The organism is Deltaproteobacteria bacterium, from assembly GCA_016218975.1.
In the GTDB taxonomy this organism is placed as follows: domain Bacteria; phylum Desulfobacterota; class Deferrimicrobia; order Deferrimicrobiales; family Deferrimicrobiaceae; genus JAENIX01.
This window is the reverse complement of record JACRCO010000030.1, coordinates 1-17,208: the sequence shown is the minus strand read 5'-3', so window position 1 is coordinate 17,208 and position 17,208 is coordinate 1. Positions and strand designations below refer to the sequence as shown.

Annotated in this window: 19 protein-coding genes and 3 tRNA genes; 16 read left to right on the top strand and 6 right to left on the bottom strand. The window is 61.5% G+C overall.

Annotation, left to right across the window (positions count from 1 at the left end):
- Both HY896_03540 and HY896_03535 read right to left on the bottom strand, forming a co-directional pair.
- A partial coding sequence (locus HY896_03540) for a DUF2088 domain-containing protein (protein MBI5575418.1) occupies positions 1-647 on the bottom strand: 647 nt, incomplete at its 3' end.
- A gap of 40 nt (positions 648-687) precedes the next feature.
- Positions 688-846: a hypothetical protein gene (locus HY896_03535; protein ID MBI5575417.1), complete on the bottom strand. Its 159-nt coding sequence runs from the start codon at positions 844-846 to the stop codon at positions 688-690.
- A gap of 109 nt (positions 847-955) precedes the next feature.
- Between HY896_03535 and HY896_03530 the strand changes: the two genes are divergently transcribed.
- Positions 956-1,750 (top strand): inositol monophosphatase, encoded by a 795-nt coding sequence (locus tag HY896_03530; protein ID MBI5575416.1) that lies wholly within the window; start codon positions 956-958, stop codon positions 1,748-1,750.
- 120 nt (positions 1,751-1,870) lie between these two features.
- On the opposite strand, the gene HY896_03525 is transcribed toward HY896_03530, so the two are convergent.
- From HY896_03525 to HY896_03510, 4 genes are all read right to left on the bottom strand, one after another.
- Positions 1,871-2,398 carry a DUF2155 domain-containing protein gene (locus tag HY896_03525; protein ID MBI5575415.1) on the bottom strand — a complete coding sequence of 176 codons (528 nt, stop codon included), beginning with the start codon at positions 2,396-2,398 and terminating at the stop codon, positions 1,871-1,873.
- A 41-nt stretch (positions 2,399-2,439) separates the two neighbouring features.
- Positions 2,440-2,533, bottom strand: a tRNA-Ser gene (locus HY896_03520).
- 140 nt (positions 2,534-2,673) lie between these two features.
- A tRNA-Ser gene (locus tag HY896_03515) sits at positions 2,674-2,766 on the bottom strand.
- Between the two features lie 210 nt (positions 2,767-2,976).
- Positions 2,977-3,064: transfer RNA gene (locus HY896_03510), tRNA-Ser, on the bottom strand.
- Between the two features lie 136 nt (positions 3,065-3,200).
- Between HY896_03510 and HY896_03505 the strand changes: the two genes are divergently transcribed.
- From HY896_03505 to HY896_03435, 15 genes are all read left to right on the top strand, one after another.
- Positions 3,201-4,298: a DegT/DnrJ/EryC1/StrS family aminotransferase gene (locus HY896_03505; protein MBI5575414.1), complete on the top strand. Its 1,098-nt coding sequence runs from the start codon at positions 3,201-3,203 to the stop codon at positions 4,296-4,298.
- Positions 4,299-4,310: 12 nt separating this feature from the next.
- Complete coding sequence (gene waaF / locus HY896_03500) at positions 4,311-5,375, top strand: lipopolysaccharide heptosyltransferase II (protein MBI5575413.1); 1,065 nt, start codon at positions 4,311-4,313, stop codon at positions 5,373-5,375.
- Positions 5,362-6,435 (top strand): lipopolysaccharide heptosyltransferase I, encoded by a 1,074-nt coding sequence (gene waaC, locus HY896_03495; protein MBI5575412.1) that lies wholly within the window; start codon positions 5,362-5,364, stop codon positions 6,433-6,435. The genes waaF and waaC overlap by 14 nt, the downstream gene beginning before the upstream one ends.
- 3 nt (positions 6,436-6,438) lie before the next feature.
- Entirely contained in the window at positions 6,439-7,524 is a 1,086-nt protein-coding gene (locus HY896_03490; GenBank protein MBI5575411.1) for a hypothetical protein, read from the top strand.
- Between the two features lie 17 nt (positions 7,525-7,541).
- Positions 7,542-8,321: a glycosyltransferase family 2 protein gene (locus HY896_03485; protein ID MBI5575410.1), complete on the top strand. Its 780-nt coding sequence runs from the start codon at positions 7,542-7,544 to the stop codon at positions 8,319-8,321.
- 50 nt (positions 8,322-8,371) lie between these two features.
- A complete protein-coding gene (locus HY896_03480; GenBank protein ID MBI5575409.1) occupies positions 8,372-9,481 on the top strand; it encodes a glycosyltransferase family 4 protein in 1,110 nt (369 codons plus the stop codon).
- Between the two features lie 24 nt (positions 9,482-9,505).
- On the top strand, positions 9,506-10,246 hold the full coding sequence (locus HY896_03475; GenBank protein MBI5575408.1) for a glycosyltransferase family 2 protein: 741 nt from the start codon (positions 9,506-9,508) through the stop codon (positions 10,244-10,246).
- On the top strand, positions 10,243-11,286 hold the full coding sequence (wecB, locus tag HY896_03470) for a UDP-N-acetylglucosamine 2-epimerase (non-hydrolyzing) (GenBank protein ID MBI5575407.1): 1,044 nt from the start codon (positions 10,243-10,245) through the stop codon (positions 11,284-11,286). The genes HY896_03475 and wecB overlap by 4 nt, the downstream gene beginning before the upstream one ends.
- Positions 11,287-11,293: 7 nt before the next feature.
- The gene (locus tag HY896_03465) at positions 11,294-12,181 is read left to right on the top strand and encodes a hypothetical protein (protein MBI5575406.1); all 888 of its coding nucleotides are present in this window, start codon (positions 11,294-11,296) and stop codon (positions 12,179-12,181) included.
- A 54-nt stretch (positions 12,182-12,235) separates the two neighbouring features.
- Complete coding sequence (locus HY896_03460; GenBank protein ID MBI5575405.1) at positions 12,236-13,009, top strand: hypothetical protein; 774 nt, start codon at positions 12,236-12,238, stop codon at positions 13,007-13,009.
- 43 nt (positions 13,010-13,052) lie between these two features.
- A complete protein-coding gene (locus tag HY896_03455) occupies positions 13,053-13,790 on the top strand; it encodes a hypothetical protein (GenBank protein MBI5575404.1) in 738 nt (245 codons plus the stop codon).
- The gene (locus tag HY896_03450) at positions 13,787-14,740 is read left to right on the top strand and encodes a glycosyltransferase family 1 protein (GenBank protein MBI5575403.1); all 954 of its coding nucleotides are present in this window, start codon (positions 13,787-13,789) and stop codon (positions 14,738-14,740) included. The genes HY896_03455 and HY896_03450 overlap by 4 nt, the downstream gene beginning before the upstream one ends.
- On the top strand, positions 14,737-15,732 hold the full coding sequence (locus HY896_03445; protein ID MBI5575402.1) for a kinase: 996 nt from the start codon (positions 14,737-14,739) through the stop codon (positions 15,730-15,732). The genes HY896_03450 and HY896_03445 overlap by 4 nt, the downstream gene beginning before the upstream one ends.
- A gap of 21 nt (positions 15,733-15,753) precedes the next feature.
- On the top strand, positions 15,754-16,467 hold the full coding sequence (locus tag HY896_03440; GenBank protein ID MBI5575401.1) for a nucleotidyltransferase family protein: 714 nt from the start codon (positions 15,754-15,756) through the stop codon (positions 16,465-16,467).
- A gap of 34 nt (positions 16,468-16,501) precedes the next feature.
- Positions 16,502-17,208 (top strand): NAD-dependent epimerase/dehydratase family protein (locus HY896_03435; GenBank protein MBI5575400.1); only part of this gene is annotated, 707 nt, incomplete at its 3' end.

Sequence of the window (17,208 nt, the reverse complement as noted above, 5' to 3'; positions counted from 1 at the left end):
TCGGTCCTGAATATGCGGAAATGGGTCGCCTCCGCCGTTTTCCTGCCGGCGCAGCCGGGGACGAGGGCTTTTCTCCCTCCCCCGAAGCCTGCGAAATAATGGAAGGAGATCGTGCCGGTCAGGACGATCCGGTCATGCTCCATCAGCGTTCTGCAAATATGTACCGGCGTCCCTCTTGAGGTGGTCCCTGCGAAGACCGTGTCGCCGTCGGGGTCGGACTGCTCGATCCGTATCCCCGACGCGAGTTCCGCGCCTGTCACCGCCCGGAGTTCTTCAAGCGACAGCGCCCTGTGCGTCCCCCGCGCGACGAAGAGCGTGACACGTTTCCGCGGCACGCCCGCCGCGTCCGTCTCCCGAAGGAGATGCGGGAGGAACTTTTCCGTCGCGCTGTAACGGGTGACGTCCGAAATCGCCACGGCGACGGAATCGCCGGGGGAAAGGATCCTCCGCAACGGGAGAGAGCCGATCGGGCGTGCGATCCGCTGCTGGAGGAACGTATCCTCCGAAGGGGGAAGGAGGGGAGCGCGGGCCGCCAGCAGGTGGAAGTTCCGGAAGAATTCCTCCCGCAACGGAAGCCGTGAGCGGCCGTAACCGAGCGAAACGGATTGTTTGCCGCCCGTATCCCCCGAGCGGCGAGTCGGGTTCATCGTTCCTGTCCTCCGCCTTAGTGCTTCATTAAATGAAGCACTAAGGGCCGAGTTTTTCCGGGACGGGGAAACTTCGCCCGCAGTGGGGGCAGATGACGGTGTCTCCCGCCTGCCAGGACCGCTCCTGTTTCTTCGTCGAAGCGCACCCTCCCGCGAGGAGAGCCGCCGCAAGGAAAAGTGCGACGAACCATCGTGTCATTTCCAATTTCCTCCGAACATTTTTACGGAATCCGGTGGAACTTCGGAAGCCGGCTTCTCAACATACTATAATGCCGTGAGCAGGATGCAACAGTATGCGGAGGGTTCGGATGGAAAACCGGGATCTCGCGCGATTCGCGGAAGAGACGGCCAGGGGTGCGGGGGAAATCCTGCGCCGGAACTACGGGAAGAAGCAGACGGTCCATTTCAAGGGGGAGATCAACCTGGTGACCGATGTCGACCGCCAGTCGGAGACCTTCATCATCGGAAGGATCCGGGACTCCTTCCCGGACCATGGAATCCTCTCTGAGGAAAGCTCGGAAGTGACCTCATCCTCTCCGTACCGATGGATAGTCGATCCGCTCGACGGGACGACGAACTACGCCCACGGTTATCCATGCTTCTGCGTTTCGATCGCGGTGGAGAAGGCCGGCACGCTGTCGGCGGGGGCTGTGTACGATCCGCTGCTCGACGAGATGTTCGCCGCGATGCCCGGGGGAGGGGCGTTCCTGAACGGCAGGCCGATTTCCGTTTCCGCAACGGAGAAATTGCGCCGGTCCCTGCTGTCGACGGGGTTCGCATACGACGTGAACACGGCGAGCGACAACAATCTCGGCTATTTCCAGGAATTCGTTTTCACCGGACAGGCGATCCGTCGCGACGGATCCGCGGCGCTGGACATGTGTTACCTGGCTTGCGGCAGATTCGACGGCTTCTGGGAGCTGTCCCTCAAGCCGTGGGACACGGCTGCCGGGTTGTTGATACTGAAGGAGGCCGGCGGGATCGCGACCCGTCTCGACGGCTCGCCATACGATATCCACCAGCCGGACATCCTTGCGTCGAACGGACGGATCCACGGGCAGATGCTCGATGTTTTGAAAAGAACCGGGAAGGGCGGCCGGTAATCATCCCGGCCTTCGCGCCTCGTTTCCGGCAAGTACCGATACTATCCCGCATTTCTCGATCGGCTTATGTTGCGGCGGGGCGCTCCTGGCGCCAGGAGCGCCCCTGGAATCGCGCCGTACCTATTTCTTGACGCCCTCGATCATCGTCAGGCCGAACTTGTCGTGCTGGAAGGGATGCACCGACGGGAACTTGGAAAAGAACCACCCGTGGAAGATTTCCTTGTCTCCCTGGAAGACTTCGGCCTGGACAGCGGGGTTTTCCGGGTTGTTCGTGTTCGAGGTGATCGAATCGGCGGACATCGCGAAATGGGGGAGGAATTCGCCCACCTTGAGCACGAGGTCGGAATCGGGGACCTTGAACTCCGATTTCAAGGGAACGGTGAACTGCTTTTTCGATTTCTTCTCTTTGTATTCAACCTCGATCTTGACGGCCTTCCACGTGCCCTTCACCGTGTCGGGCACGACGACTTTCTTTTCGGGTCCGCCTCCCATGGGGGGCATTCCCCCGGGCTGACCCTGCATGCCTTGCCCGGGCGTTCCCTGGCCCTGCATCGGCGGGGGCGGTTGCGGCGGCTCGGACTTCTTGCAGGCCGTTGCTACAAGCGCAAATACCAAAATGGTTGCTGCCAACAGCGCGATCCGTTTCATTTCTCCTCCTAGGTCAACGACGTTGTCTAACAAACATTGGATGGCGGAGAGGGAGAGATTCGAACTCTCGAGGCGGGTATAAGCCGCCTACGCGATTTCCAGTCGCGTTCCTTCGGCCAGCTCGGACACCTCTCCGCGAAACCCTGTCGATTTATAAAAATTCATGCCCGCCTTCGCGCCTCACCGATAAAAAACCTGATGCTCGGCGCTTCGGCGGGCATCCGCCGTAGCCCACCGGCACAAGGGTTTATTCCATGCCGATGGGCGAAGGCGGATGGCGGAGAGGGAGAGATTCGAACTCTCGGTACGGTTTTACCCGTACAACCGCTTAGCAGGCGGTTGCCTTCAGCCGGCTCGGCCACCTCTCCGGCAATTAATCACGAACCTTTATGGCTTTCGGTCCACTCACCTTGGCGGAGGGAGCAGGATTTGACCGATCAGGCTCCGGCGATCACGCCTGCGCCCCCTCGGTCGCCTCGCACGCCTGTCGGGCTCCACATGGTCGCCCTTTTCCTCCCTGTTCGGTCGGCGGCGTGCTCGGGTTCAAATCCCTGGACTCCGCTGTCAAAGACTTATCTTGGCGGAGGGAGTAGGATTTGAACCTACGGAACGTTGCCGTTCAGCGGTTTTCAAGACCGCCGCCTTAAGCCGCTCGGCCATCCCTCCCTGAAACTTGTATTTATACCAGAATTTCCTTCCCGGCGGAGTGAAAAAGGGATCGGAAATTGGAAAACCCGGGTCGGTATGATACAAATAAGTTTACCGCAAACCGGTGGGGGCCGATGAAAATGACGGTAATTCCGTGAAATTTGTCGATCTGCAGGCGCAGTTTGCCGCGTACGAGACCGAAATCCGCGAACAGATCGAAGCCGTCCTGAACAGCGCGCAGTTCATCCTGGGACCGAAGGGGGCGGAACTGGAACGCCTCCTGGCAGCCTATGTGGGCGCCAAGCACGCGTTCGGTTGTTCGTCGGGGACCGATGCGCTCCTGCTCGCACTGATGGCGTACGGGGTGGGACCCGGCGACGAGATCCTTACCACGCCTTTCACTTTCATCGCGACGGCCGAAACGATAGTGCTCGCAGGCGCCACGCCCGTCTTCGTCGATATCGATCCGCGAACCTATAATCTCGACCCGCTGAAGATCGAGGAGGCGCTGACGAAAAACACCCGCGGCATCATCCCCGTCAGCCTCTATGGACAGTGCCCGGAAATGGAACCGATTGCGAAGATCGCTTCGGAGTACGGCCTGTTCGTCATCGAGGACGGGTGCCAGTCCTTCGGGGCGGAACGAAACGGTAAACGTTCCTGCGGATTTCCGCACGTGGGGACGACCTCATTCTTTCCTTCCAAGCCGCTCGGTTGCTACGGAGATGGGGGAATGGTGTTCACCTCGGACGACGGCATCGCCCGGCGGATTTCGGGGCTTCGCAACCACGGCCAGTGGGAGAGGTACCGCCACGGCATGGTCGGCATCAACGGCCGCCTGGACGAGATCCAGGCCGCGGTTCTCCTGGCCAAGTTCCGCCATTTCCCCGCCGAAGTGGCGCGGCGTGCGGCGGTCGGCGCTTACTATTCCGAGGCGCTCGAGGATGTCGTCACGGTTCCGTCGATCGCGCCGGGAAATACGCACGTCTACGCCCAATATTCGATCCGGACGCCTGGGCGCGACCGGCTCGCTTCACACCTTGGGGAAAACGGGGTTCCCACGGCCATCCACTATCCCATCCCCCTGCACCGGCAGGAAGCCTTCGCCGCTCTTGATTACGGGGATAACGATTTTCCCGAGTCCTGCGCCGTTTCCGGGGAGATCCTCTCGCTGCCGATGTCGGCGTATCTCTCCCGCGAGGACCAGGATGCGGTTATCCGGCAGGTCCGCCGGTTCTTCGGGAAGTGTTGACCCATAGCCTCCATGCGCTTTAAAAGGACGAACCCGCCCGCAGCGCTGCTTGTGCGCGCCGTCAATTGGCTGGGGGATGCGGTGCTCACTACACCCGCGCTGAGCGCGGTTCGGGAAGCGTTTCCCAATGCCAGGATCACGCTTGCGGCGCGGCCTCTCGTGGCCGAATTGTTCCGGTATCACCCGGATGTGGACGATATCGCCGTTTACGACAAGGAGGGCCTGCATTCGGGGGCTTCCGGGATGCTGCGGATGGCGGCGGAGTTGCGCAGATACCGGTTCGACGCGGCGATCCTCTTCCAGAACGCATTCGACGCCGCGCTTCTTTCGTTTCTCGCGGGAGTCCCCGAGCGGATGGGATACGCTACCGACGGAAGACGCCTGCTTCTGACGCGGGCGGTTCCCGTAACGGAGGAAATCCTCCGCCTGCATCACGTGGACTACTACATCCGCCTCGTGGCCGGGCTTGGAATCTCCCTGCCGGACCCCGTCGGCATGCGGCTTCAAGTGACCCGGGAAGAAACGGAAGCGATGGGGGACAGGCTTTCCGCGCTCGGCATTCTCAAGGGGGAGAGGATATTGGGGATCAATCCGGGCGCCACCTACGGTTCGGCGAAGAGATGGTACCCCGATCGTTTCGCGGCGGTGGCGGATGCGCTTTCGGAAGAGTGGGGAGCGGCCGTCGTGCTCATGGGCTCGGCCGCCGAGCGGCCCCTCGCAAGCGAGATCGAGGCGGGGATGCGCCGGAAGCCGGTGAACCTCGCGGGGCGGACCACGGTGAGGGAGCTCATGGCTCTCCTCTCCCGGTGCTCCTTCCTGGTGACGAACGATTCGGGACCGATGCACATCGCCGCGGCTCTCGGTGTTCCGCTTGCGGCGGTCTTCGGGTCGACCGATTGGCGCACCACCTCCCCATGGACGCGCAAGGCAAGGATCGTCCGCGGGGACGTCGACTGCTCCCCCTGCCTGCTCAGGGAATGCAACCGTGCGCACGAGTGCATGCTGGAGGTGACCGCCGACATGGTCGTTTCCGCGGCCCGAGCGCTGTTCCGGGAGTGCTCGTGTGAAACCGGATGAATTCCGACGGATCCTCATAGTAAAGCTCTCCGCGCTGGGGGACGTTGCGCACGCCCTGCCCGTCCTCGATTACCTCAGGAAAGCCGCTCCGGCGGCGCGCATCGACTGGGCGGTCGACCGCAGGTTCGCCGCGCTGCTCGAGGGGAACGATGCGCTCTTCCGCGTGGTGGCGCTCGACCTCAAGCGCTGGAAGCGGGAATGGGCGGGCGGCGGCGCGGGGAAAGAGGCGGCGGCGGCGATCCGCGAACTTCGCGAGGGAAACTACGACGCCGCGTTCGATATCCAGGGAAACGCCAAGAGCGGCGTCGTAACCCGTCTGTCCGGCGCGCCCCTGCGATTCGGTTTCGATCGCCGCGGAGTTCGGGAGTCGCCGAACCTGCTTTTCACCAACCGAAAGGTGGCACTGCGGCCGGAAGACGGGCATGTCACCAGGAAGATGCTGCGGGTGGCCAGCGCCCCTTTCGGGGGAGAGTTCGACCTCTCGTCGCTGCGGGCGGAAATACCATTGACCGAGGCGCAGGTTCTACATGCCGGCAGGACGGTCCGGGACATCTTCCCGGATGCGAACCCGCTGCTGGTCGTCCACCCGGGAACGACGTGGCATACGAAACGGATGGATCCGGAATTCTGGGCGCATGCGGTCCGGGAACTGAGGAGCATATACCCCGGGATCGGCGTGTTGCTGTCCTGGGGGAACGAAGAGGAGCGGCGCGAGGCGGAACGTATCCTTGCGGATATCGGGCGCGGCGCGGCGTTGCTGCCCAGGCTTTCCTTGAAGGAGCTGGCGGCGGTTTTTCGAAAGTGCGGTTTCCTCATAGCTCCGGACACCGGCCCTCTCCACGTCGCGGCGGCCGTGGGTTGCCGAACCGTCTCCGTCTTCCGCGTGACGGACGGCAAACGGAATGCTCCTTACGGGCTCGCCCACCGGTTTCTGCAGGCTCCCATGCCGTGCACGGCATGCCTGCGCAAACGGTGCTCCCGGGACGCGGAATGCCGGCGAAGCATTCCTCCGGAAGCGGCCGCGGAGGCGATGGCGGAATTGATCGGTCGGGATTCGTAAGCGATGGAAAGACTTCTTCACATTGTCGAGCCCACTCTCGAATCCGGGGCGGGGCACTGCCACAGTTTCGTTTCGGCATTCTGCGGCGCCGGGAAAAACAGCGGGTGCTCGATTCGCCTCTATGCAGGAAGCGGCGCGTATCTTCCGCGGCTCGAGGAGATGGGCGTGCGGGTCGTTCCCTGGTTCCACAGGCGCTTGCGCCGGCCGGAGGCATTCCTTCTCTTTCGCCGGTTGCTGCGCGAGCCCGGCAGGCTGTTCCTTCCGACCGCCACGCGTGCGGATCTTTCCCTTCTCTCGCTTGCGGCCAGGGGAATCATACCGCCGGGAAAAGCGTTCCTCTATTTTCACTGGTTCAGGCCCGACGCCCGTAAACGGGCTTTCCTCGCGCGGATGGCCGGGCGCCAGCCCGGGTTTGCCGTGCTCGGGCCCACGCAATCGGTCGTGGACATTTTCCGGGAGTGCGGGTTCGCCAAGGCCGAAATCGCGCCGTACCCGATCACGCCCGTCGACCACGACGCAGGGCCGGAAAGCGAGGATTTCCGGCACCTGCTCTTCGCCGGGGCAGCCCGGGCGGACAAGGGGTTCCCGGCCGTTGTCGGCCTGGTCGCCTGGATGGCCTCGCATAACAAGGCAGTCCCTGTTACCCTCCAGGCTTCTCCGGATCATTACGACCGGTACGATCCGGCCGTGCGCGCGGAGGTCGAACGCCTGGGAAAGATCGCCTATCCGCACCTGACGGTTCGGCCGGAAACCCTGGGTGCGGAGGAATACGCGGACCAGTTCCGCGGCGCCGTCTGCCTTCAACCCTATGCCGCCGCGGATTTCGCGGACCGGCTGAGCGGCGTCACGCTCGATGCCCTGTCGCGCGGCTGCCCCGTCGTGACGATGAAGGGGACGTGGATGGGGCGCGTGGTGGAACGCTTCGAGGCGGGGAAGGCGGTCGCGGAGGCGGCGCCGGAAGCGCTTTTCTCGGCAGCGGAAGAGATCCTGCGGGATTACGGCCGTTACCGCCGCAATGCCGTGCGGGCGGGAAGGGCGCTCCAGGAGGAATTGAGCGCGGGACGGCTGTTCGAGATCGTAACGGCCTGAAAGTTTCGGGGGAGAGCATGGAAACGTCCGATCGACGGCCGGTCAGCGCCATCGTCATCTCCTTGAACGAGAAGGATCGCATCGCGGCCTGCCTCGAATCATTGCGGTTCGCGGACGAGATCGTGGTGGTGGATTCGGGCAGCTCCGACGGCACGCTGGAGGTCGCGCTCAGCTTCACGCCGAAGGTCTTCGAAGTGCCGTGGAAAGGGTTCGGCCCGCAGAAGCAGGCCGCGGTCGACCTCGCCTCACACGACATGATCTTCTGCCTCGATTGCGACGAACGGGCGACGCCGGAGCTGGCCTCGGAAATCGCGGATGTCCTTCGGCGCGGAGGGGCTCTTCCCGCATACACCGTCCCGCGGAGGACTTTCCTCGGTTCGAAGGAGATCAGGCACTCGGGATGGTACCCCGACCGCACTGTCCGCCTGTTCGACCGGCGCCGGGCGAGGTTTTCGGACTCCGCGGTGCACGAGCGGGTGGTCGCATCGGGGGAGAGCGGGCGGCTCGATCATCACATCCTCCACTATTCCTTCGGCGGCCTGTCGGACCTCCTCGTCAAGATGAACCGGTACACCGACCTTTCCGCGAAGGAGATGTTCGAAGCGGGCCGCAGGAGCGGCATTTCGGACATGACGGTCCGCCCGTTTCTCTCATTCGTGAAGTCGTACCTGCTGCGGCTCGGTTTCCTCGACGGCGTCGAAGGGTTCGAAATCGCCGTTGCGGGGGGGATGCACGTTTTCGCCAAATACGTGAAGCTCAGGGAGCTGGAGCGAAAGCGTCTCGAGGCGGCGCGGTGACGGCCTCCTCGACCGGTATGGGGGGAATGAGACGGGGAGGGCGCCCGCGGGTGGCCGTCGCGATACCGAAGTACGGCCTGATCGGCGGAGGAGAGAGGTTCGCGGCGGAACTGACGGAGCGGCTCGCCCGGAAGGGTAAATACGAGTTCCACGTCTTCGCCAACCGGTGGAGTTCCGGTTCCGGGGATATCGTGTTCCACAAGGTTCCCGCGATCCGGTTCCCCCGGTTCCTGCGCCCCGTCGGGTTCGCCCGGTTCGTCGATCGCATGGTGTCAGGGGGGAGTTTCGACCTCGTGCATTCCCACGAGCGCATCTACTGCGCGGACATCTTCTCGCTTCACTCGGTCCCGCACGCCGGCTGGGTCCGCGACGTGCGCCGCAAACGTCCCGGCCTGTTCGATCTCGCGACCGTATCGGTCGAAAAGCGGATGATGGGGTGCGGCGCCCGCCGGTTTCTGCCCGTTTCCACCCTGGCGAAGGATGCTTTCGCGCGCGAGTACGGCGTGGATCCCTCGATGTTCCTCGTGGCTCACCCGGGGGTGGACGTGGAGAGGTTTTCCTCGCCGGACCGGGCTGCCTGCCGCCGCGAAGTACGCTCGCGCTACGGGATCGGCCTGGAGGATACCGTTATCCTTTTCGTGGGGATGAACTTCGAGGTCAAGGGCCTGGATGTTATCATGGCATCCGTGGCCTGCGCCGGGCGGAAGCACGCCGGAGAGCGCATCCGGCTGCTCGTGGTGGGGAAGGGAGATCGAAGGAAGTACGAAGGAATCGCGAACCGGCTTGGAATCGGGGAGGCGGTGGTCTTCACCGGGCCCCAGGCGGATGGGATGGAACGCTTCTACCTTGCCTCGGACGTTTTCGCGATGCTGTCGAAGTTCGACACGTTCGGGATGGCCGTGCTCGAGGCGATGGCCGCGGGGATTCCCGTCGTGATCAGCGCGGGCGTCGGCGCGAAGGACCTCGTGGAGAACGGCAGGAACGGTTTCGTCGTGGATGATCCGGAAGATGCGGGCGCGGCTGCGGACAGGATCGGGCTGCTTATGGACGGGGAAACCCGGCTCCGAATGGGGCGGGAGGCGCGGTCGACGGCAAGGGAGCATTCCTGGGACCGGCTGGCGGAGGACATGGAGGGGATTTATGAGGAACTGCTCGGCTGACCGCCGCATTGCGGGGGAGGCCCGATGAATCCGAAGGTTTCGGTGATCCTCACCGCATGGCAACGGCCCCAGTATCTGGAGGAGCAGGTCGGCCGGCTGCTCTCCCAGACCGTGCCGCCGCACGAGATCGTGCTCTGGTACAACAAGCCCCCCCGGGCGCTGGGCTTTATCGAGCGGAAGCAGCTGGTGAGCTTCAAAAACGACGACCGGGTGAAGAAGATCATCTGCGACCACAACTTCGGTATAATCCCCCGGTTCGCGCTGGCGTCCGCGCTGGAAGGGGAGTACGTTTGCGTCTTCGACGACGACACAATTCCCGGGGAGCGCTGGTTCGAGAACTGCCTGAAGTACGTGGACGGCGAGAAGGTGATCTGCGGGGCGATCGGGCTCCGGTTCCTCTCCCGGTCGGGCCCAAAAACGGAGAAACCGAGGATGGGCTGGGAAGGGATGAACGAAACCCTGGAATACGTCGACCTCGTCGGGCACAGCTGGTTCTTCCGCAGGGAATGGGCGAAATACTTCTGGGACGAGGAGCCTCCCTGCCGGACGTTCGGGGAGGATATCCATTTCTGCGCGATGCTTCAGCGGCGCGGCATCCGCTCCGCGTGCCCCCCGCATCCCAAGAGTGAACCGTCCCTGTGGGGATCGCTCAAGCCCGAGCGCGGCATCGACCGGGTGGCGATCAGCAACAGGGACAGGTCGGAGGACTACTGGCACGTCGTGAAAACCGAAATGGAGAACGGCTACAAGCCGATGCTGCTATGATCCTCGTCGCCTACGGGACGCGCCCCGAAATCATCAAGCTGTTCCCCGTCATCCGCGAGCTCGGGAAGCGGCGGATACTCCACGAGACTCTTTTCACGGGGCAGCAGACGGACCTCTACGAGGACGTGAAGGAGCTGGTGCCCCCTCCGGGAGTGAGCTTCGCCGGTTCATTTTCGGGAAAGGGGAAGCACAACACCCTGGGGGAAAGCTTCATCAAGATCTGCCTGGCCTCCGAAAAACTTTTTGCCCGGCGCCGCTTCGACGCGGTGGTCGTGCAGGGCGACACGACTACGGCCTGGGCGCTCGCCCAGATGGCGTTTTACAACGGTGTGAAGGTCGCGCACGTGGAGGCGGGTCTTCGGACGTTCGATCCGCATAATCCATACCCGGAGGAGATGAACCGCACTCTGATCGGCGGCGTCGCGGAGTGGAACTTCGCCCCGACGAAGCGGGCATCCGAAAACCTGCTCGGCTTCGGGGCCAGGAACGTCCACAACGTGGGGAACACGATCGTCGACGCCGTGAAAGCCATCCGGCGCGCGCGGAAGATCCCGGTGTCCCGGTCCAACGTTGTGCCGGTGACGCTGCACCGCAGGGAAAACCACGCGATCATGGGGCTGATTTTCGACGAGCTGAACCGGGTCGCCGCGGGGAACCCCGACCTTGACCTGGTCCTCCCGATCCATCCGAATCCGAACGTCCGGAAGCATCGCCCGCGGCTTACCGCCGGGAATATCCGCGTCATCCCACCTGTCGGTTATTTCGAGATGCTCCGCATGCTGGCCTCCGCGAGGTTCGTCATATCCGACAGCGGGGGAATCCAGGAAGAATGCGCCTGCCTGAACAAGAGAATCCTGGTCGTGCGGGAGACCACCGAACGGCCGGAAGTGATCGAGATGGGGCTGGGAAGGCTCGTGGGGAGGAAACTCCTTCCCCACATCGAATGGGCGAGGAAACCCGCGGGAAATTCGCGGCTGCGCCCGTTCGGGGACGGCCGCGCGGCGGAGCGCATCGTTCGGATCCTTTCCCGCTCGCTGTGAAACCGAAATGATAAAAATCGTATCCGGGCAGAGCATCCCCGTCGGCTCCACGGTCGCGCTCGCGAACCTGTGCAACCAGCTCAATTCCAGGGGGCACGAGTGCGTGTTCTACGGGCCGGACCGGTGGCACATGGACAAGTGCCTGTCCGCTCCTCTTTCGGATTTCCGGCCGGTGAACGGGGACATCGTCATCGCGCACGGCATCCGGCTTCATTCGGCTTCCGATCTGGACGATCCGGCAAAGCTGGCCGGCACCTCACGGGGCGGCGGATGGCGGAAGGAGCTGGAAGACCGGATTCCCGGCGTACTGGCAGGCGGCACGAAACCGGATGCCTTCCGGCTGATTCTTACACGCAGCGGAGACGATCCGGTCCTCACGGGAAGGCCGCGCTTCTCCATTTTCCACAAGATCCACTTCTCCTGCGAATCGCAGAGGGACCGCGGGGCTTCCCGTTTTTCCCATTTCGTCTGTCCCGACTTCGTGCGGGACCTGGAAAAACCGGCCGCCAGGCCGGAACGGGTGGCCGGCGTCATCGGAACGGTCCGGCGGGAAAACCGCCTGGAAACCTCCATCGAAAAAGCGCTTCGGGACGGGATGGAATCGGTTGTCCTGTACGGCTACATGCTTGACCCGGTCTACTTCAATTCGAACATCGCCCCGCTGTCGAAAACATATCCGGGCAGGATCAAATTCGCCGGGTTTGTCGACGATCCCCGGAAAATGTACGATTCCATCTCCGACGTTTATCGTTGCGCCGCCAGGCCGTGGAGCCCGGTGAAACGGGAGTGCGCCCTGACGGGCACCCGTTATCACGGGCCGGACACGGCCGAAGCGGACGAATCGGCAAGCAACGACTCGATCTACGAAGTCTGGAAGAAGGAACTGGACCTGTGAGATGCGGGACGGGCACGAACTCGGCGCCATGTTTACGATGTGCGGGATAGCCGCATGAAAAGCTTCGTCGATGATTTTTACCATCTGGTATCGCTTCTAAAGCGGAGGGAGCCGTTCGCATTCAACCGGTTCTCCGACGGGGAGCTGTTCATCCTGCAGAACAAGGAAGTCCTCCTCGGCGACAATGTCGTGAAGATCGGCGACAAGGTGATGAAAGGGCATTACCGGAAGGAGGATTTCAAGCATTTCGTTCCCGCCGAGCATTCGTTTTACAGGGACCGGCTCGTGGAGGCCTTCCGGTACACTGCGAAGAACTACTTCAAGGGGATCAGCTGCCGGTGCTGCGCAGGCGAGGAGGATTTCCGGTGGCAACTGGATTTCCACGGCGCGCACGACGAAAACTTCACGTGGGCGAACCTCTTCCTGAACGGGAATTACGGAAGGTTCATCCGGGAGATGTACCCTCTGTTCAACTCTTACCGGACGGTTATCGTGTGCAACGGGAATTCGGACGTGACCACGCTGCCTTTCGTATGCAAGGATTTCCGCGTCGGCTACAACGCGATGGTGAACGACTACGGATTGATCGAAACCATGAAGCGCTGGATCGACGATAACGGCATCCGCGGGCACCTGTTCATGTTTTCCGCCGCCTCGTTCAGCAAGATGGCTATCCATCAGCTCTACGAGCATTGCGACGCCAACACTTATATCGACATCGGCACGACGCTGAACGCGTTTACGGGGATGCGGCTCGACCGGTCGTACCTGAAGGCGTTCTGGCTCGGAACGAAGCACGAGGACATCGACAAGTTATGCATCTGGTAGCCGCCGGCCGGGCCGTCGCGAAACCGCCGCCAAAGGAAAACCGATGAAGAATTTCTGCCTGGCCGTGAACACCGTATCGACGTCCCGCGACCTTTGGAAAATGTTCTTCGGTCAGTTGGAGAAGCACTACCCCGGCAACAAGGTGTATGTCTTCACGGACGAGGCGGACGGGATGCCGGCCGGCTGCGAAGTCGTCCGTTACGACCCGCGCGACAACTTCCGGACGCAATACCTCAAGTGCCTGAAGTCGGTGAAAGAAGACTTCATCATGAATTTCAACGAGGATTATATTCTGTACGGCGACGTCGACAGGGACGCCGTCGGCGAATACGTTTCGCTGCTTTCGAAGGACGACTCGATATCGTTCATCCGGTTCACGCGCGGCTCCAACTTCACGCCTTCGAGATACGGAAACCGTGAGGACTTGTTCTACCTGGACAACCGGGCGGAATATTTCTACAGCCAGACGGTCGCGATATGGAAGAAACCGGTCCTTGAGAAGATCCACGAAATCGGCCCCGATCTTCACATCGCGGGGAAAAGGACAAAGCTGCAATTCGAGGTCGAGGCGAACAAGGTGTGCGCGCGGATTGACATCAAGGGTTTGGTGTCCTATCGCAAAGAGCCGAAGCGGGGGCTGGTCCATTACGATTCCTCGGTCGTCCCGTACATCGCCTCCGCGCTGGTGAAGGGGAAATGGAACCTTGGGGAATACGAAAAGGAGCTGGGGCCGATCCTTGCGGAGTACGGCATCGATTACGGAGCGAGGGGCCGGGTTTGAGAGTAGTCAAGGACCTTTCGATAGAAGTTCCCGGGACCAACGCCCACTATTTCAAGCTGGACGAGCTGGCGACGGGGGACGGCCGGGATGTTCTGTATTACGGCTACAATTTCATGGAAAGCGGACGCGCCCCGGAATGCGGCGCGGACGGCGGAAGAAAGATCTATCTTAACGTCACCATGCCGACGGAGTTCTGCAGCAGGCAGCCCACCGAAGCCGACGGCAGGTTCGACGAGGTCTACGGGATTTGCCCGTACACGATCCGGTGGCTGAACGGCATCCGGGGCGGGAACAAGTACAGGGACATCTTCTATCCTTTCAACGAAGCGGACATCCCGGCGCCGCAGGATAAGCTTTACGACGTCTGCTACCATGGCGGGATCCACGGCGAAAGATATTCGGGAATGCTGAAGATCATGAGGAAGTTCAACTACCGGTACATGACCCAGACGCACGGGATCAACAAGTTCACGAAGAAACACCTGAAGTACGCCACGGATACGAATCTGACCAACGACGGGAAGCTGCGGCTTATCGCCCGATGCAGGATCTCCATCTGCTTCAACACTTTCGATATCAGGAACGACGACGACGTCGCCAACATCAAGGCGAGAAAAAACTGGCGGGACAACGAAGCGTTCCGCCACATCGAGGATTTGGGGATCGCGCCCCAGTTCAAATCGAGGTGCAACGAAGCGGCTTTTTCGAGGACGTTGAACCTGGTGAAAAAAGACCCGTGGAACGTGATCGAACGTTACTACACGCCGGGCGAGGATTTCGTCTATTTCGAGGACCTCGATGAACTGGAGTGGAAGATACGGGACATGCTGGACCATTGGGACCGCTATCGCCCAATGATCGAAAGCGCATATGAAAAATCCCTGAATTACACTTGCCGGCATTTATATCGCATAATCGAAAGCAGCCAATCCTGGCAGGGGAAGCCATGATCATATCGAGGACTCCCGTTCGGATCAGTTTCTTCGGCGGCGGAACGGACTACCGCGAATATTTCGAACGGGAAAAGGGCGCGGTCCTGGGGACGACGATCGACAAGTACACCTACGTCAGCGTGAACCGGCTCAGCGATTTCTTCGAATACAAGATCCGCGTAGGCTATTCGAAGGCCGAGCTCGTGAACGACGTGGAACAGATCATCCATCCCAGCGTCCGGGAGACGCTGAAATTCAGGAAGTCGAACGGAAATCTGGACATCCACATCTTCGCCGACCTTCCGGCGAAGACCGGCCTGGGCTCCTCCTCTTCGTTCACCGTCGGTTTCCTGAACGCACTGTACGCCCTCGAGGGGAAAATCATTTCGAAACAACGGCTGGCGGAAGAGGCGATCCACATCGAGCAGCGGATGATCGGGGAAAACGTGGGATGCCAGGACCAGGTGCACGCCTCGTTCGGCGGGCTGAACGTAATTGAATTCGACAAGGCGGGATGGTCCGTCCGCCCCGTCGTGATATCGAACGAAAAATACGAATACCTTCAGAAATCGCTGATGGTGTTCTACACGGGGATAACGCGCTTCGCATCCGAGATTCTTGAGGAGCAGATCGCGAACACGAAGTCGTGCAGCAAGGACGAGTACCTCGAAAGGATGCGGGAAACCGTTTTCGAAGCGGAAGAGATGATTTCGAATTGCGGCGCCCGGGAAATGGCGGAAAAACTGGGCGCGCTTCTGCATGAATCGTGGTTGCTGAAGAAGAAGCTTTCCCGCAGGATTACAAACGATGCCATCGACGGCATGTACGCAAAGGCGATCGCGGCCGGCGCTTACGGCGGCAAGCTTGCCGGAGCGGGAGGGGGCGGCTTCCTCTTCCTGCTTGCCCCCATGGAAAGGCAGCAGGCCGTCCGTGAAGCGCTGCGCGGGCTGATGCAGGTGGATTTCGGGTTCGAAAACGAAGGCTCGAAGATCATCTACATGACGCGCTGAACGGAATGACTCGCTGAACGGATGGAGAAGATCGACGCGATCATACTGGCCGGAGGGCTCGGGACCAGGCTGAAAGGGACGGTGAGCGGCCTGCCGAAAGCTCTCGCCCCGGTCGGCGGGAAGCCGTTCCTCGACATACTTCTCCGCTTCCTCGACCGGAGCGGAATCGTGGGCAAGGCGATCCTGGCCGTGGGATACATGTCGGACAAGATAGTCGAGCGGTACAGGGACGCCGGGTCATTCGGCTTCGAAATCGTTTTCTCGGTGGAAAAGGAACTGTTGGGCACGGGCGGGGCCGTCAAGCTGGCGCTCATGAATTCGGAATCCGAAAACGTCCTCGTGCTGAACGGAGACTCGTACGTCGAGGCCGACCTCGGTGAAATGGCCGCCGCGCACGCGGAAAGGCGCGCCTCCCTGACGATGGTGGTCAAGGAGGTCGAAGATGCGAGCCGGTACGGCAGGGTCCGGATGGATTCCTGCCTCCGCGTGGTTTCCTTCGAGGAGAAGCGGCCCGGCCTCGGCGGCGGATACATCAACGCCGGCATTTACCTGCTCCGGCGGAGCCTGTTCGACGGAGTGGAGGGCGGAAAGGTGCTGTCGATGGAGAGGGACCTTCTTCCCGCATTCCTGGATGATGCGGTGTACGGATTCGTAAGCCGTGGGAGGTTCATAGACATCGGCATCCCGGAAACGTACTTCCAGGCTGGAGAATATCTCAAGGGGATCGACCCCTGAAGCGGCTGCGCACGATTATCGACGACGGAGAGGCATGATCATGGAAAAGGTTCTTGTCACAGGCGGGGCGGGATACATCGGCTCGATCCTCGTCCCGGTCCTGTTGGGAAGGGGATACGGGGTAACCGTGCTCGATTCCCTGATGTACGGCCAGCATTCCCTTCTCGATTGCTGCGCGGATCCGAACTTCGATTTCATCAAGGGGGACATCTGCGACGAGGGTCTTGTGGCCTCCCTCCTGCCGAAGTTCGACGTCGTCATCCCTCTCGCGGCCATCGTGGGGGCGCCGGCCTGCAAGAAGAACCCGTCCGTTACGCATATGGTCAACCTCGACGCACAGCTTCGGATCGTGAAAATGCTTTCGGCTTCCCAGAAGGCGGTTTTTCCCACCACCAACAGCGGCTACGGAATCGGCGAGAAGGACAATTTCTGCACGGAGGAAAGTCCGCTGCGTCCGGTTTCGCAGTACGGAAAGGACAAGGTCGAAGTCGAGAGGGCGTTCCTGGACAAGGGTTGCGCCGTCACGCTTCGGTTGGCCACGGTCTTCGGCACGAGCCCGCGGATGCGTACGGACCTCCTCGTGAACGATTTCGTCCTGAAGGCCTTGAAGGACCGGTCCATCGTCCTGTTCGAGGAGAATTTCCGCAGGAACTACATACATATCAGGGACGTGGCGAAAACGTTCCTTTTCGCGATCGAGAGATACGATACAATGAAAGGTCAGCCGTACAACGTGGGCTT

Bases quoted from the DNA above. Each gene is read 5' to 3' on its own strand.
- HY896_03530 (MBI5575416.1), top strand. From the start codon at position 956: ATGGAAAACCGGGATCTCGCGCGATTCGCGGAAGAGACGGCCAGGGGT.
- HY896_03465 (MBI5575406.1), top strand. From the start codon at position 11,294: ATGATAAAAATCGTATCCGGGCAGAGCATCCCCGTCGGCTCCACGGTC.
- wecB (MBI5575407.1), top strand. From the start codon at position 10,243: ATGATCCTCGTCGCCTACGGGACGCGCCCCGAAATCATCAAGCTGTTC.
- HY896_03455 (MBI5575404.1), top strand. From the start codon at position 13,053: ATGAAGAATTTCTGCCTGGCCGTGAACACCGTATCGACGTCCCGCGAC.
- HY896_03535 (MBI5575417.1), bottom strand. From the start codon at position 846: ATGACACGATGGTTCGTCGCACTTTTCCTTGCGGCGGCTCTCCTCGCG.
- HY896_03440 (MBI5575401.1), top strand. From the start codon at position 15,754: ATGGAGAAGATCGACGCGATCATACTGGCCGGAGGGCTCGGGACCAGG.
- HY896_03460 (MBI5575405.1), top strand. From the start codon at position 12,236: ATGAAAAGCTTCGTCGATGATTTTTACCATCTGGTATCGCTTCTAAAG.
- HY896_03525 (MBI5575415.1), bottom strand. From the start codon at position 2,398: ATGAAACGGATCGCGCTGTTGGCAGCAACCATTTTGGTATTTGCGCTT.
- HY896_03445 (MBI5575402.1), top strand. From the start codon at position 14,737: ATGATCATATCGAGGACTCCCGTTCGGATCAGTTTCTTCGGCGGCGGA.
- HY896_03475 (MBI5575408.1), top strand. From the start codon at position 9,506: ATGAATCCGAAGGTTTCGGTGATCCTCACCGCATGGCAACGGCCCCAG.
- HY896_03490 (MBI5575411.1), top strand. From the start codon at position 6,439: ATGGAAAGACTTCTTCACATTGTCGAGCCCACTCTCGAATCCGGGGCG.
- waaF (MBI5575413.1), top strand. From the start codon at position 4,311: ATGCGCTTTAAAAGGACGAACCCGCCCGCAGCGCTGCTTGTGCGCGCC.
- HY896_03485 (MBI5575410.1), top strand. From the start codon at position 7,542: ATGGAAACGTCCGATCGACGGCCGGTCAGCGCCATCGTCATCTCCTTG.